General features: G+C 61.4%; 15 protein-coding genes. 10 read left to right on the top strand and 5 right to left on the bottom strand.

Annotated elements, in window-relative coordinates:
- The first annotated feature begins 171 nt into the window (after nt 1-171).
- From QEP15_RS21445 to QEP15_RS21455, 3 genes are all read left to right on the top strand, one after another.
- Nucleotides 172-861 (top strand): heavy metal response regulator transcription factor, encoded by a 690-nt coding sequence (locus QEP15_RS21445; protein WP_253854656.1) that lies wholly within the window; start codon nt 172-174, stop codon nt 859-861.
- Entirely contained in the window at nt 861-2,207 is a 1,347-nt protein-coding gene (locus tag QEP15_RS21450) for a heavy metal sensor histidine kinase (RefSeq protein ID WP_253854654.1), read from the top strand. Before QEP15_RS21445 ends, QEP15_RS21450 begins: the two co-directional genes overlap by 1 nt.
- Nucleotides 2,208-2,579: 372 nt before the next feature.
- The gene (locus QEP15_RS21455) at nt 2,580-3,272 is read left to right on the top strand and encodes a heavy metal response regulator transcription factor (RefSeq protein WP_253854652.1); all 693 of its coding nucleotides are present in this window, start codon (nt 2,580-2,582) and stop codon (nt 3,270-3,272) included.
- A gap of 118 nt (nt 3,273-3,390) precedes the next feature.
- Here QEP15_RS21455 and QEP15_RS21460 read toward each other — a convergent pair whose 3' ends face one another.
- Nucleotides 3,391-4,548 carry a porin gene (locus tag QEP15_RS21460; protein WP_280148024.1) on the bottom strand — a complete coding sequence of 386 codons (1,158 nt, stop codon included), beginning with the start codon at nt 4,546-4,548 and terminating at the stop codon, nt 3,391-3,393.
- A 497-nt stretch (nt 4,549-5,045) separates the two neighbouring features.
- Here QEP15_RS21460 and QEP15_RS21465 point away from each other — a divergent pair, with 497 nt between their 5' ends.
- Entirely contained in the window at nt 5,046-5,357 is a 312-nt protein-coding gene (locus QEP15_RS21465; protein WP_280148025.1) for a DUF4148 domain-containing protein, read from the top strand.
- Between the two features lie 338 nt (nt 5,358-5,695).
- On the opposite strand, the gene QEP15_RS21470 is transcribed toward QEP15_RS21465, so the two are convergent.
- Both QEP15_RS21470 and QEP15_RS21475 read right to left on the bottom strand, forming a co-directional pair.
- Nucleotides 5,696-6,010, bottom strand: a complete 315-nt coding sequence (locus tag QEP15_RS21470) for a DUF4148 domain-containing protein (RefSeq protein WP_334165407.1) — start codon at nt 6,008-6,010, stop codon at nt 5,696-5,698.
- Nucleotides 6,011-6,079: 69 nt separating this feature from the next.
- Entirely contained in the window at nt 6,080-6,415 is a 336-nt protein-coding gene (locus QEP15_RS21475; protein WP_280148027.1) for a DUF4148 domain-containing protein, read from the bottom strand.
- A 326-nt stretch (nt 6,416-6,741) separates the two neighbouring features.
- Between QEP15_RS21475 and QEP15_RS21480 the strand changes: the two genes are divergently transcribed.
- Nucleotides 6,742-8,694, top strand: a complete 1,953-nt coding sequence (locus QEP15_RS21480; protein ID WP_334165409.1) for a heavy metal translocating P-type ATPase — start codon at nt 6,742-6,744, stop codon at nt 8,692-8,694.
- Between the two features lie 164 nt (nt 8,695-8,858).
- Here the strand turns inward: QEP15_RS21480 and QEP15_RS21485 are convergent, their stop codons facing one another.
- Both QEP15_RS21485 and QEP15_RS21490 read right to left on the bottom strand, forming a co-directional pair.
- Nucleotides 8,859-9,632 carry an IclR family transcriptional regulator gene (locus QEP15_RS21485; RefSeq protein ID WP_152382556.1) on the bottom strand — a complete coding sequence of 258 codons (774 nt, stop codon included), beginning with the start codon at nt 9,630-9,632 and terminating at the stop codon, nt 8,859-8,861.
- On the bottom strand, nt 9,622-10,419 hold the full coding sequence (locus QEP15_RS21490) for an IclR family transcriptional regulator (RefSeq protein WP_062839611.1): 798 nt from the start codon (nt 10,417-10,419) through the stop codon (nt 9,622-9,624). Before QEP15_RS21490 ends, QEP15_RS21485 begins: the two co-directional genes overlap by 11 nt.
- A gap of 193 nt (nt 10,420-10,612) precedes the next feature.
- On the opposite strand from QEP15_RS21490, the gene QEP15_RS21495 reads away from it, so the two are divergent.
- The 5 genes from QEP15_RS21495 (at nt 10,613) to QEP15_RS21515 (ending at nt 16,004) form a co-directional block, all read left to right on the top strand.
- Complete coding sequence (locus tag QEP15_RS21495; protein WP_280148028.1) at nt 10,613-11,779, top strand: acyl-CoA dehydrogenase family protein; 1,167 nt, start codon at nt 10,613-10,615, stop codon at nt 11,777-11,779.
- A gap of 62 nt (nt 11,780-11,841) precedes the next feature.
- The gene (locus QEP15_RS21500) at nt 11,842-12,825 is read left to right on the top strand and encodes a Bug family tripartite tricarboxylate transporter substrate binding protein (RefSeq protein ID WP_062839609.1); all 984 of its coding nucleotides are present in this window, start codon (nt 11,842-11,844) and stop codon (nt 12,823-12,825) included.
- A gap of 20 nt (nt 12,826-12,845) precedes the next feature.
- Nucleotides 12,846-13,817, top strand: a complete 972-nt coding sequence (locus QEP15_RS21505) for a Bug family tripartite tricarboxylate transporter substrate binding protein (RefSeq protein WP_280148029.1) — start codon at nt 12,846-12,848, stop codon at nt 13,815-13,817.
- Nucleotides 13,818-13,820: 3 nt separating this feature from the next.
- Nucleotides 13,821-14,990, top strand: coding sequence for an acyl-CoA dehydrogenase family protein (locus QEP15_RS21510; RefSeq protein ID WP_280148030.1), 1,170 nt, complete (start codon nt 13,821-13,823; stop codon nt 14,988-14,990).
- Between the two features lie 18 nt (nt 14,991-15,008).
- Entirely contained in the window at nt 15,009-16,004 is a 996-nt protein-coding gene (locus QEP15_RS21515) for an acrylyl-CoA reductase family protein (RefSeq protein ID WP_280148031.1), read from the top strand.

Raw genomic sequence — 16,004 nt, forward strand, 5'->3', positions numbered from 1 at the left:
ACTGACGGCTAGCCTGCCCTAGAATGCGTGCTTCCATTCAAGTGCAAGACGTGCGCGTTTCTGAACACGCAACGTTAGTGGCCATGCGAGCACAAGCTCGCCCACCAAATCCCGTTTGGCGCCGGCTTCAACACTCAAGGGTGCCAATTACGATTCGAACGGTTGCGGAACATGAAGATTCTGGTCGTTGAAGACGAGCGCAAGCTCGCTGAATACCTAAAGCGTGCACTCTCAGAACACAATTATGTGGTCGACGTTGCATCGGACGGCGTCAGCGGACTGCATCTTGCCCGAGAGACTCAGTACGATCTCATTCTTCTGGACGTAATGCTTCCGGGGATGGATGGTTTTGCCGTCCTGCACGAACTGCGCAAATCCGATCGCGTACCGGTCCTTATGCTCACGGCGCGAGACAAAGTCGAGGATCGAGTCAGGGGGCTGCAGGACGGCGCAGACGATTACTTGGTCAAGCCATTCGCGCTATCTGAATTGCTGGCGCGCGTCCTCGCGTTGGGGCGCCGCAGGGGGCATGTCGTCGCAGAGACCAGCAGACAGAATGTCTTGAAAGTAGGAGATCTCGAACTTGATCTCCTGCGGCGCAAAGCTAGTAGGGCCGGTACGCGCCTCGATTTAACGGCCAAGGAATTTACGCTACTTGCCCTTCTGATGCGAAAGCAGGGGGAGGTCCTGTCTCGCCTGGATCTTGCGGAACAAGTTTGGGACATCAACTTCAATAGCAATACCAATGTGGTGGAGGTTGCTGTACGGCGCCTTCGTGGAAAGGTAGATGACCCTTTTGAAACCAAGATCCTTCATACCGTGCGCGGGATGGGCTACGTGCTCGAACTGAGGGATGAGTAATGGGATTTCGCGAGATCAGTTCTCTGCGCCAATGGCTGTCTCGCTGGCTCGCGCTCCAGACATTTGTCGCACTGGGAGTTGTCTGCCTTGTCGTGTACTGGGCGACGAATATGAATCTATCTCATCGTCAACAGGCACTACTGGACCAAAAACGCGAAGTCATCGAGCACCTTGCCGATGAATTCGCCGCCAAGGGCGACCTACCCGCACTCGAGCATAAACTGAATGATTTTTTTTATGGAAAGTCTGAGTTTTCATTGCGACTTGTCATCAATCAAAGAACCAGCGTGTATGGTGAGCCTGCCGTAGCGGCGAACGACGCAAATCGGATACAGACGATATTTTCGTTGCCTGCCCCCAGCCAGCCAGACAGGAGGATGACGGCTGAGCTGTTTCTGGACACCACACCGGATGTGCGGCTTCGAGTGATGCTGGCGTGGACGTTGTTTTCGTGCGCGGTGATCGGAGCGATAGTGGTTTCCTTTATAGCCAACGTCCTTGTCCGGCGCGCGCTGCTTCCTCTCCACGAAGTGGCGCGCCAGGCCGAGTTGATATCGCCTGATCGCATCGGAGAACGACTGAAGGAAACGGGGTTAGCGCAAGAGATCAAACCGTTGGTCCTGCAGTTCAATGCGCTGCTACAACGGCTAGAGCGGGCCTATATACAAATGGAAGGCTTCAATGCAGACGTCGCACATGAACTACGTACTCCGCTCGCCACGCTAATAGGAGAAACGGAATTCGCGCTGGCAGCAAATCGGTCGCCAGTTGATTTGCGAGACGTGCTTGGGTCAAATCTGGAAGAACTCCAGCGTATGACCGCCATTGTCAACGATATGCTCTTTCTCTCACAGGCTGACCGCGGGGCAAGGGCGCGGGCCGAGCATGTTGAGAGCCTACGCGCGATTACTACGGAAGTTCTTGAATACCACGAGGCCGAAGCACTCGATGCGAGGGTTAACTTAACCGTCTTGGGTGATCAGGCTGGTAATGTGGACCGCTCGCTCTATCAACGTGCGATATCGAATTTGGTTTCGAATGCCATTCGCTATAGCAAGCCAAACTCAAGTGTGACGGTTAGGCTGTGCAGGGCCAGCGACGGGAAGATACACGTCACCGTACACAATTTCGGCGAGCAAATCGAACCGCAACACCTACCGCGCCTCTTTTACCGGTTCTACCGGTCCGACTCTGCTCGTGCGAGCGACGCGAACCATCACGGCCTCGGCTTGGCCATCGTCGCCGCAATTGCACGAATGCATGGCGGCACTCCCTTTGTCAGATCGGACTTGTCCGGCACGACCATCGGCTTCAGCATAGCTGCAGAGTTCGATCCATCCAACTAGAACCAGGCTAGAGATTTTGGCGCTCCTGCATGGTTATGCAGTGGGCGTCAAAGTCGTTTGTAGAGCAGCAACGTGTCGCGCATCATTTGACATCTAGCGAGTCAACTTGGGCAGCGATCCTTCTAAAGAGGTGCTCGCCGGAAATAGCGACAGGGAAATTACAGGTTTCCGCTTTTTTGTTTGCAGATTCGTAATTGACGAGTTCGGGTTCTGACGAAGCCTGGCCGCTACATTAGCTTTACATGTAAAGCGATGCCAGGAGCCGGAAGGCGAGCAGCGTAGTGTTACGTTGACCAGGCTGCAACGGCGAAGCGATCACCGATCCCCCTCGCTTTTTTCAACGTCATTTTGAATGACGTACTCAAACGACAAATGAAAATTTTAGTTATCGAAGATGAGCAAAAACTGGCCGAAATGTTGCGCCGCAGCCTTACGGATAACAGCTATATCGTTGATATCGCAATGGACGGCGTCAGCGGTCTTCAACTTACCTATGAAACGCAATACGACCTGATCATTCTTGACATCGGTCTGCCCGGCTTGGATGGTTTTGAGGTTTTACAACGCATTCGTAAAAACGACAATGTGCCGGTCATGATGTTGACCTCTCGATCAAGTCTTGAGGATAGAGTTCGCGGTTTAGAGCAGGGGGCAGATGATTATTTAGTCAAGCCGTTTGCGCTCTCCGAGCTTCAGGCAAGAGTGCTCGCGCTTAAACGGCGCGGGGCGGCATCCGGCGACACCATATCCGGCGGAAATATTCTTCGCGTAGCGGACCTCGAACTGGACCTTCTTCGCCGACGAGTCGCGCGAGGCACTGCTCGCATAGACCTCACTGCCAAGGAATTTGGGCTGCTGACCTTCCTGATGCGGCGCCAAGGCGAAGTATTGTCGCGCCTCGTCCTTGCGGAACAAGTTTGGGACATAAACTTCAACAGTAATACGAATGTGGTGGAGGTCGCGATCCGCCGCCTTCGCGCCAAGGTCGACGATCCGTTCGAAACAAAATTACTGCACACCGTCAGAGGAATGGGCTATACCATCGAGTATCGCGAGCCCGAATAGGCTTGCCACTGCCGATCTGCCGATAGTGGCCCAACTGGCTATTCACGCAACAAAATGAGGACATAGCGGGTTATGGGCACCCCCCTATGTCCTCCACTCGTTAAATGCGCACTACGTGTCAGAATGCGTGGCGCAAACCGATCACTGCTTCCGTGGCTTTCGCATCATCTTGGAATGCAAAGTTATTGGTATATGTGGCAGCCGCGTACATTGTCGTGCGCTTCGACAGCGTATGGGAGTAACCCAACGCAAACGTGTTGCTGGTCGAGTCACCACCCGTCAGGTCGCTGTTGTTCGGGTCGACTCGTTGCCACGAACCAAACATGCTGCTTGCGCCGCCCAGGGGGACCGATGCTGCAATCACGTAGGAATTCGAACTAAAACCATCGACGAACGTGTTGGACGGCGTACCGCGGAACGTTCCAATCGCGGCGCTCGAGGGGAGCCCCTTGCCAGCGAACCAGCCATCCGTGGCTCGTTCGTACGCTAGCGCCAGCTTGAAGACTTCAAAGTCGTACGAGCCACCCAGCGTGAATGAGCGAGGAGTCGCCGCAGTTTGGGCTGACGATAGTTTGTTCGATGCATTCAATTGCTCATAGGCGAAGAATGCCATGAGCGGACCATTTGCGTAGCTAACGCCAGTCGTAATTGCGCGAGTGTTATCGGCCGTTCGGAAGCCCGTCTGGGCCGCGTTGCGGTCGTCGGCGTTAAACGCATAGCCAGCCGATACGCGGAAGCCGCCCATTGAAGGGCTTTCATACAGCGCCAGGTTGTCATACCGCACAAAATAAGAGGCGCTAAAGCCAAGGCCCCCACCGGTATTGAGCTGCGTGAAGCCCCCACCGAATCCAGAACCGTACATCGAAGCCATAAGACGCGACGCTACGTTGTATTGGCGCCCAAGACGAAACTCACCCCACTGGTCGCTGCCAAGCCCGATGGTAGCTTCACGTCCAAACAAGCGATTGTTTTGGGAAGACGAGCCGTTAGCGGAATCGTAACCAGACTCGAGGCGGAAGGTCGCGTACAAGCCATCACCCAAATCCTCCTTTCCGCGCAAGCCCCACCGCGAGCCGGCGGTTTGGCCAGTGGTCATCGCCACGCGGCTTCCCTTGAAGTCGGACTTTACGCCCGTTTGAGGATCGATATAGGACCCGTCGACCTTGGCGTAGCCAATCCCGGTATCAATAATTCCATACAGCGTGACCGACGTCTCGGCGTACGCAGCCGTGGAAAGTGTTGCCGCAGAAATTGCCAGCAATAGAGATTTCTTCACAAATTGCTCCTTTATCACAGAGGCGGACTGGATGGCCTCGCCGATAGAAGAATTGCGAAGTCCGTTTCGCATTTCTCATTTCGCAGTGTCTATTCGGCAAGTGCCAAGCAAGTGTGGAGAGTGTTCGTCGACAAAAAACCAACGATTCGATTACATATATGTCTGCGTACGGTCATTAATTTCCGCGAATAGCCGCATTTGGACGCAACTCCATGTTTCCTCTCGATTTTGCTGTAGCAAAGAGGAATCCAGACCGGTGAACGTACGCCGCCAATCCTGATGCGGACGCAAAGTTTCCGTTGCACGATCACAACATCCCTGGCGACATCAAAGTAGAAATCTCGCAGATCCCACATTTCCAAATCCGGACAAAAACGTAATTTTGTGGTCGCGGTTTGGATCGGATGGCTTCGATACAATTCCTATACGCGTTAAGTGATGATGATTTATTAAGACCGGCGTTAATGCGTACCGCCGGTAATCAAATGGAGTTGGCGATGAAAATTTCCCTCAAGATGCTTTCGGCCATCGTACTGGTCGCAACCCCCGTGGCGTACGCCGGGGCGCAGACTGCTGTATCGGCGAACTCTGCAGCCTCGACGTACTCTAGCGGAGTTGACCGGGGACTTACTCGAGCGGAAGTACGAGCAGACCTGGCAATGTGGAAACGTGCAGGAGTGGACCGCTTCTGGAATCAAAGCGAAACTCCCGACATTTATAGCCGCGAATATAAAATGGCTTATGCGGAATATGTTCGCCTTCGCAGCGGCGCCGAGTATCAACAAGAGCTGGAACGCCTCAAACGCTAAGGCGATCTCCGCCAGCGGCGAGCGGCCTCCTCCACCGCGAAGGGAAGAGGTCTTTTTTGGTGCACATTCTATTGAAATGTGCACCTTTTTTTTATGAAATGATCAGATCGAGGCCCCGTCGTTTCCGCATCGGATCGGCCTCAGAGCGAGTGGAGAGAATGGACCGTTAAAACGGCGAGGGCGACGCTCGCATACCGCCAATGTGGCCTCGAGCGTCGCATCCAGGGTGCGTTGCCAAACGATTTTCTTCGGTATTTCTGGACAGCGCACAAATTACAGGCGACAGTCCCGCCGCCCTTACGGGCAGAGCCGCACGCACGGCATGGAGGAACGTAGTGTTAGTGCTCTTCGTTAGTGAGACGAGCAAGTTCCTCCTGATATTCCTGACCGTTTCGGAGCTCCAAATAGTTGGCATAGCTCTTACGATAGGATGCGCTGTAGACATTGGGCGTGCGCCTTCCTTTATAGAATTTGTCCATTCCCGCTCGCTTCCACATGGCCAAGTCTGCCCGTACTTCCGCGCGTGTCTTCCCACCCTCGGGCAACGGCGGCGAACTGCTCGTTATCGCGCAGCCAGAAAGTAACACCACCGAAATCGCAATAGCGAGACGAATCCTCATACATAACCTTCGAAGCTGGTTTCGCCAATGCATGGAGGAGCACCCAAACGCGTAGAACCTCCACACGAATGAGCGCTACCTCCTGCCCAAAAGCGGCGGCATTTACGCACCGGTGTTGTAGATTTCGTCTATGCGCGCACGCTCTTCGGGAGTGATTGAATCGCGTTCTTTGGCGACTTGCTCGCGGGTTTTTTCAGTGGGAACCATCCATCCGGGTTTTGCCGCATTGAGGTTCGTGAAGAACCATTCCCGCTTGTTGGATTTTGCGGCAACAAGCTCCTGCCTAACTTGCTCGGAGGTTTTCCCACTTTGGCTGTCGCCGACGTGCACTTCGTAGCCAATCTCAGTGTTGGTATTGTGAACTGTGTCGGCTTGGGCAGGCAAACCCAGGACAGCCAGAGTGATTGCGACGGCGGCGCTAGAAATAGCTACTTTCATATCAGTGATCCTCACGTTGGTTAAGTCGTCGCGCAGATGCGACTGAATTAATAATGTAAGGATCCCGTTTCGACAGTTTGCCGTCATTACCATTACAAATCTGTAATCCTGCGCCACTTGGACTGTTCTGCTTTTAGACTTTCGACTAAACCGGGTCGCGAGAGATTGCCGCGCATCATAGACAACTTAACGCGTACCGGATAGCCCCTGCAGGACCCGCCTCCCACAAAACACCAGATGGGCTTCTATGTCTTGCCTTCTGACTGGGAAAAAGTAAGCGTCGCTGTTCGCGTGAATGGAAGTCGCTTCCAAAGCAAGGAAAAAAAATGAATAGTTTCACCAGAGCGATTAAAGCGCTCTCAGCGGAGATTTATTTTGCTTTAGCATGCGGCGCGCTGCTGGGCACCGGGGCCGCGATTGAACGCTGGTGGCCGTCTATCCCGGGATGGATCCCTCTCGCCATGTACGTTTTTGCGTACGCGTTTGGAGGAATCTTCACCGTGCGAGACGCCGTCAATAGCTGGAAGGAGCGGCGTCTGGAAATCGACAGTTTGATGCTCATTGCCGCCGCTGGTGCTGCAGCGCTCGGCGCATGGGCCGAAGGCGCTCTCCTCCTCTTCTTGTTCAGCCTCGGGCACGCGCTGGAGCATTTCGCGATGGGGCGGGCGAAGCGGGCAATCGAAGCCCTGGGAGAGCTTGCGCCAAAGACGGCTACGGTTCGTCGCAACGGTGAGCTTTTCGAAATTGCGGTCGAAGAAATTGAGGTGGGCGACGAGGTAATCGTCAAGCCGAACACGCGTCTTCCCGCTGACGGCTTTGTCGTCAAGGGAACATCGAGCGTCGATCAAGCACCCATAACGGGCGAGAGCATCCCCGTGGATAAAGCCCCAGTGTTAGACGCTGCCATTGCGCGCAGCCGTCCGGCTGGCATCGAGCCCAGATCTCAAGTGTTCGCCGGCACGATTAACGGGTCAGGTTTGATGGAGGTCGAGGTCACTCGTAAGTCGAGCGACTCCGCCCTTGCTCGCGTTGTAGCGCTGGTCGAGCAGGCTGACGTCAGAAGGTCACCAACCCAGCGGTTCACAGACAGATTCGAGCGAATCTTTGTGCCGACTGTCCTAAGCCTCGCGATCCTATTACTTTTCGCTTGGGTCATTGTTGATGAGCCATTTCGCGATAGCTTCTACCGCGCGATGGCAGTACTCGTCGCAGCCAGCCCTTGTGCACTTGCCATCGCCACCCCTAGCGCAGTGCTTTCAGGTATCGCTCGCGCGGCACGGGGCGGCGTACTCATCAAGGGCGGCGCCCCGCTGGAGGAACTGGGAAGTCTGAAGGCGCTAGCTTTTGACAAGACCGGAACCTTGACCGTAGGGCGCCCTCGAATCACCGACCTCTTGCCCGCACCTGGAGTCTCCGAACAGGAGCTAGTCGCGGTCGCGGTGGCAGTAGAGTCGCTGAGTGATCATCCGCTAGCCGCGGCCATTGTGCGAGATGGCCGCAAAATTCTGGGAACGTATCCGATCCCCGAGGCTTACCAGGTGGAGAATTTAGTTGGCCAGGGGATCACGGCCAAAGTGGGTTCGCAAAGCGTATGGATCGGAAAGGTTGAAATGTTCGGCGCGGCTGGCATTCCTCTGCTCGAAAGCTCGACGACGGCTGCCGCCAACGAGTTGAGAGAGGATGGCCGAACCACAATGGTCGTGCGACTGGGAGACCGAGATCTCGGTGCCATTGGGCTAATGGATACGCCACGGCAGGGAGCTGCCGAAACGATAGAGGACCTGCGACAACTGGGGATTTCCCACATGGTGATGATCTCTGGCGACCATGAGAACGTCGCCCGCGCCATCGCAAACGAAGTGGGCATAGAGGACGCGCGCGGCAATTTAATGCCGGAGGACAAAGTTCAAGTGATTCGCGATCTTAGGGCTAAGGCTCAAATCGCGATGATTGGAGACGGAGTGAACGATGCTCCCGCCATGGCAAATGCGACCGTGGGTATCGCCATGGGCGCCGCCGGATCTGATGTCGCGCTGGAAACGGCCGATGTCGCTTTGATGGCGGATGATCTGCGTCATCTGCCTTTTGCGGTCGGACTGAGCCGCCAGACTCGACGAATCATTCGTCAGAATCTGTATGTCAGTCTCGCTATCGTCGCCGTCTTGGTACCTGCGACGATCATGGGGCTGAGTATGGGTGCCGCAGTTGCCGTCCATGAAGGATCGACGCTGCTCGTCGTGTTTAACGCTTTGAGATTGCTGGCCTACCGAAAGGGCTAGTTGGCGCCGTCACGAGCGCTGCGAATGGCGCCCACCAGGCCGGTACGGGCAATAGACAGAGGACCGTCACGAATACCGGCTCTTTTGCCCGATGGTTGCCCCCGATGGCGATGCGTCCGGCGCCGCCATGGCCGCATGGGCCAAGGACACCAAGCGCACACCAATCAGGCAAGCCCCAGCAGCCTTTCGGTTTCTCTGGCCAACGCAACCAGCCGGGGGCCGATGTCGGCCGCGCGTTCGCGGTAAGGGCCGTCCTGCGTGGGCACGCCGCAATTGAAAACATATAACAACGATTGATACGGCCGCCCCAGCGGCGCTGCAAATCCGTAGGCGTCCGGCCGCCATTCCTGGTTGTTGCCACAGAAACCCTTGCGTTCCAGATCGCGGCGCGCCGCGGCCAGATTGGGAAAATGCGCCGCGTAATGCCTTGGGTCGGCCACGCGCAGCTGGTTCAGCACGACGGCGCGTTCCTCGTCCGGCACCCGTGCAAGCCATGCCTTGCCCGCGGCGCTGGACAGCAGCGGCAGCGACGCGCCGATGTCGGGCCGCGTCTGCAGCGCCTCGTTGGAGCGGGCCGTTTCCACGTACACCATCTGCAAGCGGTCTCGCACAACTAGCGACACCGCGCCGCGCGCGTGGTCGGCAAGCTGCTTCATCAACGGCCGGGCCAGTTGCCGGATCTGCATGCTGGCGAGCAAGGGGTAACTCAACGCCAGCACCGACGCGCCCAGGCGGTAGCGTGCCGGCTCGCCCTCGCGCTGCAGGAACCCCAGTTCCACCAGCGTGTGCGTCAGACGCGCCACCGCGCTGCGCGACAGGCCGGTTTGCTGCGCGAAGTCTTTGTTGGCCAACACGGGCCTGTCGGCACGAAAGCACGTAAGGATGTCGATCCCGCGCGCCAGCGTGGTGGTCAGTTCGCGGTCCGGATCACGCGTCATTGCGCTGCTCCAGCATTTTCTCCACACGCTTGACCAGCGTCACCAGGCGCGGCGCAATGCGGCCGCGCAGGTCGCCGGGCCGCAGCCGCGTCACCGGCACCCCGCAATTGAAGACCAGCGTCTGGCCATCCACGCGCGTGCGCATGGGCACCGCCACGGCATGTACGTCCGAGTGCCAATCCCCCTGTCCCACGCAATACCCGTGTTCGGCGTAATCACGTTGCGCCGCTGCCAGATCCGGCGCGTGGCGCCGCCAGATGGCGGGATCGTGCCGCCGTAACGCCGCCAGCACGGGTTCGGCCTCGCCGGGCGGCGCCTGCGCCAGCCAGGCCCGCCCCATCGCCGAAGGCAGCAGCGGCAGCAAAGCGCCGATGTCCGGTCGGAACGACACGGCATCGTGCCCGCGGCAAGTTTCCACGTAGACCATGCTCAAGCCGTGGTGCATGCCCAGCGACGCGGACCCGCCCGCCGCATCGGCCAGCCGCTTCATCAACGGGCGCGCCAATTGACGCACCTTGATGCTGGCCAGAAGCGGATAGCTGAGTGAGAGCACGGCCGTGCCAAGGCGGTAGCGCCGCAGCCCCGCGTCGTAGCGCAACAGGCCGCGCTGCATCAGCGTCGTCGTCAGGCGGGAAATCGTGGCCTTGGACAGGCCCGTGCGGTCCGAGAGTTCACGGTTGCTGAGCGCGGGCTCGCCATGCCGGAAAGCCTGCAGCACCGACAGGCCGTGCGCCAGCGTGGTGGCGAAGGCGGGGTCGGCATGGTGTTCACCGGGGCGGGCGGTCATGGGCGGGATCCTGGTGCGGCGCGCTCGGGACGCGCACCGCGTATCCGCAGATGATAGAGCAGCCAGCCTGCGCGCCCCCTTTCATGCCGTTCAAGATATCGAAACATTTGTCTCAAATCCGGCGGCCTTTTGCTAGCCTGATTTGAACAAGACGCGGCACGCATCAGCGCCCACGATAAAACGGAGACTCGCCATGATCAGGGACCCCGAAGGTTTCCCGCAATTTCTCGATTCACTGCGCCGCTACGTGCGCGATCAGCTCGCGCCCCGCGAGGCCGAGATCGCCCGTTTGGATGAGGTGCCGCAGGATCTGGTCGAGAGCATGGCCGAACAGGGGATGTTCGGCTATTCCATTCCGCAGGAGTATGGCGGAGCGGGCATGACGAGCGAAGAGCTGATCCTGGCCGCGATGGAGCTGTCCCAGTGTTCCGTGGCGCTGCGCGCCCGCGTCGGCACCAACACCGGCATCGGGTCCGAGGCGCTGGTCGCCGACGGCACCCCGGCGCAGAAGGCGCACTACCTGCCGCTGCTGGCGGCGGGCGAACTGACCGGGTGCTTTGCCCTGACGGAGCCGCAGGCAGGCTCCGACGCTACCGCGCTGCGGACCACCGCCGTGCGCGACGGCGACCATTACGTCTTGAACGGCGAGAAGTGCTTCATCACGAACGCGCCACTAGCTGGCCTCTTCACGGTCATGGCGCGCACCGATCCGGACGCGCCCGGCGCCAAGGGCATCACGGCATTCATCGTGGAGCGCGGCACGCCAGGACTGACCACCGGCCAGCCTTACGACAAGATGGGCCAGGCCGGGTCCCCCGTGTCGGCCGTGCATTTCCAGGACTGCCGGGTGCCGGCGGCCAACATCATCGGCGGCCAGGAAGGCCTGGGTTTCAAGACCGCGATGAAGGTGCTGAACAAGCAACGCATCCATCTGGCGGCCCTGTGCATCGGTCCCGCCATCCGCATGCTGGACGACACGCTGCGCTTTGTGGCCGAACGCCAGCAGTTCGGCAAGCCCCTGATGGACTTCCAGCTCATCCAGGCCATGCTGGCGGACTGCCAGACCGAGATCCAGGCCGCCCGCGCGCTGGTGCTGCAAACCGCCCGGGAACGCGACGCGGGCGTGGACGTGACGTTGAACGCCTCGATCTGCAAGTACTTCGCCTCTGAAATGTGCGGCCGCGTGGCCGACCGCTGCGTGCAGATGCACGGCGGCTATGGCTACATCGCCGATTACGGCATCGAGCGCTTCTACCGCGACGTGCGCCTGTTCCGTCTGTACGAGGGCACCAGCCAGATCCATCAATTGACCATCGCCCGCCACACGCTGACCCAGGCGGGCTACACGCCCGGCCGCTAGGGCACCCAGGGACCACGGCCACCAGAAGCCGCCGGCCCGCCAAACCAAAGGAGACTCCCATCATGCTGCACAAGCACCTGCCCAAATGGATCGGCGCGCTGGCCGCCGCCCTCGCCTGCGCGGCGTTGCCGCCGCAAGCCGCGGCTGCCTACCCCGACAAGCCCATCCGCCTGATCGTGCCGTTCGCCCCCGGCGGCTCGACCGACATCCTGGGCCGCCTGCTGGCCGAGGCCCTGCACCCCATCCTGGGTCAGCCCGTCATCGTCGAGAACAAGCCGGGCGCGGGCGGCAACATCGGCGGCGACTTCGTGGCGCGCGCGGCCCCCGACGGCTATACGCTGCTGCTGGCCGCCGCCGGGCCCACCGTCGTCAATCCCAGCCTGTACGCCAACATGCCGTTCAATCCGGCCAAGGATCTGGCGCCCATCACCTGCCTGGAACGCGAGCACAACCTGATGGTGGTGACAAAGTCGATGCCGGTGAAGACGCTGCAGGAGTTCCTGCAGTACGCCCGCGCCAACCCGGGCAAGCTGTCGTTCGGCTCGCCGGGCAATGGCTCACCCGCGCAACTGGCCGGAGAGCTGCTCAAGCAGCAGACAGGCATCCAGGCCGAGCACGTGCCGTACAAGGGCAGCGGTCCCGCCATCACCGACCTCGTGGCCGGGCACATCGATTTCATGATCGACAACATGCCCGCCCTCTTGCCCCAGGTGAAGGCGGGCGGCCTGCGCGCGCTGGCCGTGCCCAGCGACCAGCGCGCCACCGCCGCGCCCGACATTCCCACCTTTGACGAGGCCGGCCAGAAGGGCTTTGTAGTGATGGCCTGGAAAGGCTTGATGGCGCCCGCCGGCACCGACCCGGCGGTGATCGAGCGCCTGCATGCAGCCGTGGTCAAGGCGCTGCAGGATCCGCAATTGCGCGCCCGCTTCCAGGAGCTGGGGGCCGAGCCGCTGGCCAGCACGCCGGCCGAGTTCGCCAAGCAGATCGCCGACGAAACCGCCTGGTGGGCCAAGCTGGTGAAGTCCACAGGCACCCGCATCCAATAGGCCGACGCCAGGAGACCGCCATGCAACCCTGCTTTCGAACGTTGCGCGCGCTTTGCGCCGCCGTCCTGCTGAGCGCGGCGGGCGCCGCCCAGGCGGGCGCCTATCCGGATAAACCGGTGCGGCTGATCGTGCCCTACGCCGCCGGCGGCGGCACCGACACCGCCGCGCGAATGATCGCGCGCAAACTGGCGCCCCTGATCGGGCAGCCGGTGGTGGTTGAAAACAAGCCTGGCGGCGCCACGCAGATCGGGACCGCCTACGTGGCCAGCGCGCAGCCGGACGGCTACACCCTGCTGATGGGCACGGCCAATCTTGCGACCAACAGCGTGCTGTACGCCAAGCTGCCCTACGACGTGAACAAGGACCTGACGCCGGTGATCGGGGCCACGGATGTGCCCGTGTACCTGCTGCTGCCGGCGGCCAGCCCGCTTCGGACGTTGGAAGACATCAAGCGTGCCGCCACCGCGCAGCAGGGCCTGACCTACGCCACCGCCGGCACGGGCAGCATCCCGCATCTGGCAGGCGAGCAGTTCGCGCACGAGACGGGCATTTCGCTGCGCCACATTCCGTACAAGGGGAGCAGCGAGGCCGCCACCGCACTGGTCGGCGGGCAGGTCCAGATGAGCTTTGACAACCTGCCCCCGGTGTATGCGCAGGTCAAGGCGCGGCGGCTGCGGCCCATTGCCATCGCGGCGCAGAAACGCAACCCCGATCTGCCCGACGTGCCCACGCTGGCCGAGCTGGGCGTGCCGCTGTCGGCCTCGTCGTGGTGGGGCGTGATGGCGCCTGCCGACACACCGAAGGACGTGATCGGCCAGCTCAACCGCCAGATCAACGCCGTGCTGGCCGACCCCGAAGTGCGCAGCTATTTCACCGGCCTTGGCATGCAGCCTACCGGCGGCACGCCCGAAGCCTTCGGGCAGCACATCGCCGACGAAACCCGCAGATGGCGCGCCGTCGTCAAGCAGGCGGGCGTCAAGATCGAGGAATAAGCCATGCAGGATACGCAAGATCGCTACGCGGGCGATGCCCTGCCGGACCTGTGCGCACGGGTGCGCCGCTTCGTTGACGAGGTCGCGATACCCGCCGAGTCCCCGGCCATCGCGCGCGACGTGGCCGCACTCGACCGTTGTGTCGCCCAACTGCGCGCACGGGCAAAAGAGGCCGGTCTGTACGCGCCCCAGTTGCCCGTGCAATGGGGCGGACTCGGGCTGGGCTGGCGCGCGCTGGCCGAGGTGCTGGAAGAAGCCGGCCGGAGCTTTCTGGGCCCCGCGGCGCTTAACTGCGCCGCGCCCGACCAGCCCAACATGCTGACGCTGCTACGTCTGGGCAACGCTGCCCAGCAGGAGCGCTTTCTGGCGCCGCTGGTGCGGGGAGAGCAGCGGGCCTGCTTCGCCATGACCGAACCGGCGCCAGGCGCCGGCTCCGACCCGTCCATGCTGCGCACACGGGCCGAGCGGCGCGGTTCGCACTGGGTGCTGAACGGCCACAAGCAGTTCATCAGCGGCGGCGTGGGCGCGGACTTTGCCCTGGTGCTGGCACGCGGCGAGACCGGCGCCACCTTGTTCCTGGTGCCTGCCGACACCCCGGGTTACCGGGTGGTGCGCGACATCGGCATGGTCACGGGCTACCAGATCGGCGGACATGCCGAGATCCTGCTGCAGGACTGCGAGGTGGGCGACGACGCCGTGCTGGGTGAACCGGGCCAGGGCCTGGCCCATGCGCAACTCAGGCTGGAGCCCGCACGCCTTTCCCACTGCATGCGATACATCGGCCGCGCCCGCCGCGCGCTGGAGACGGCGCAGGCCTACGTCGCGCAGCGCGAGTCCTTCGGCGCGCGTCTTGCGGACCTGCAACAGGTGCAGGCGATGATCGCGGATTCGCACATCGACCTGCATGCCAGCCGCCTCATGACGCTGGACTGCGCGGCCCGCATGGACGCGGGCCTGCCGGTAAAGCAGCACAGCGCCATGACCAAGGTTTTCGTGTCCGACGCCGTGAACCGCGTGGCCGACCGCGCCGTGCAAATGATGGGCGCCCTGGGTCTGTCCGACGACACCCCCGTGTCGATGATCTGGCAGGAGATGCGCCCTTTCCGCATCTATGACGGCGCCAACGAACTGCACCGCGCCACGCTGGCGCGCCGGCTGATGGCGCAAGCCTGAGCCTCAATGGAGACAACGATGGACAATCCCCGATTCCAGGCCTGGCGCCTGCACGCCGGCGCGGCGGGCGAGCCGCCGCAGGGCCGCTTCGAGACGCTGACCGCCGACCAGTTGTCCGCGGGCGACACGCTCATCAAGGTGGCGTATGCCGGCCTGAACTACAAGGATGCGCTGGCGCAGGCCGGACGCGGCGGCATCGTGCGCGACTACCCCCGCATCGGCGGCATCGACCTGTCCGGCACGGTGGTGCATTCCGCCGACCCCGCGCTTTCGCCGGGCCAGGAGGTCGTCGTGCACGGCTTCGGCATCGGCGTGGATTGCGACGGCGGCTATGCCGAGTTTGCGCGGGTGCGCCATGACTGGGTGCTGCCGCTGCCCGCGGGCATCGGCCTGCGCGACGCGGCCGTGCTGGGCGCAGCCGGCTACACCGCCGCGCTGTCGCTGCACTGGATGGAACACTGCGGACTGACGCCCGCGCACGGCGACGTGCTGGTCACCGGCGCCACGGGCGGCGTGGCCAGCGTCGCGATCGACATCCTGAGCCAGCGCGGCTACCGCGTCTGCGCCATGACCGGCAAGCCGGACGCCGCGGACTATCTGAGCTCGCTCGGCGCCCACGAAGTGATCGCCCCGCCCGATCTGCCGGCCGGCATCAAGCCGCTGATGAGCGCGCGCTGGGCGGGCGTGATCGACGCCGTGGGCGGCGCGCTGCTGGCCCACGCGCTGGCCAGCGTGAAACCGGACGGCGTTGCCGCTGCCTTCGGCAACGCGGGCGGCGCGGAGCTGCCCACGTCGGTCATCCCCTTCATCCTTCGCGGCATCAAGCTGCTGGGCATCAACGCCAACAGCCCCATGCCGTTGCGGCGCGAGGTCTGGAACAAGCTTGCCGGTGAATACCGCCCCGCGCACCTGGACCTGATCGCGCGCGTCATCGAACCCCGCCAGCTGCCGCAGGCGCTTGCCGCCCTGCTCGAACGCGGCAGCACCGGCCGCAGTGTCGTCCGCTACTCCTGA

Origin of the sequence: Achromobacter mucicolens, from assembly GCF_029866465.1 — a bacterium.
Lineage (GTDB): Bacteria > Pseudomonadota > Gammaproteobacteria > Burkholderiales > Burkholderiaceae_B > Achromobacter > Achromobacter mucicolens.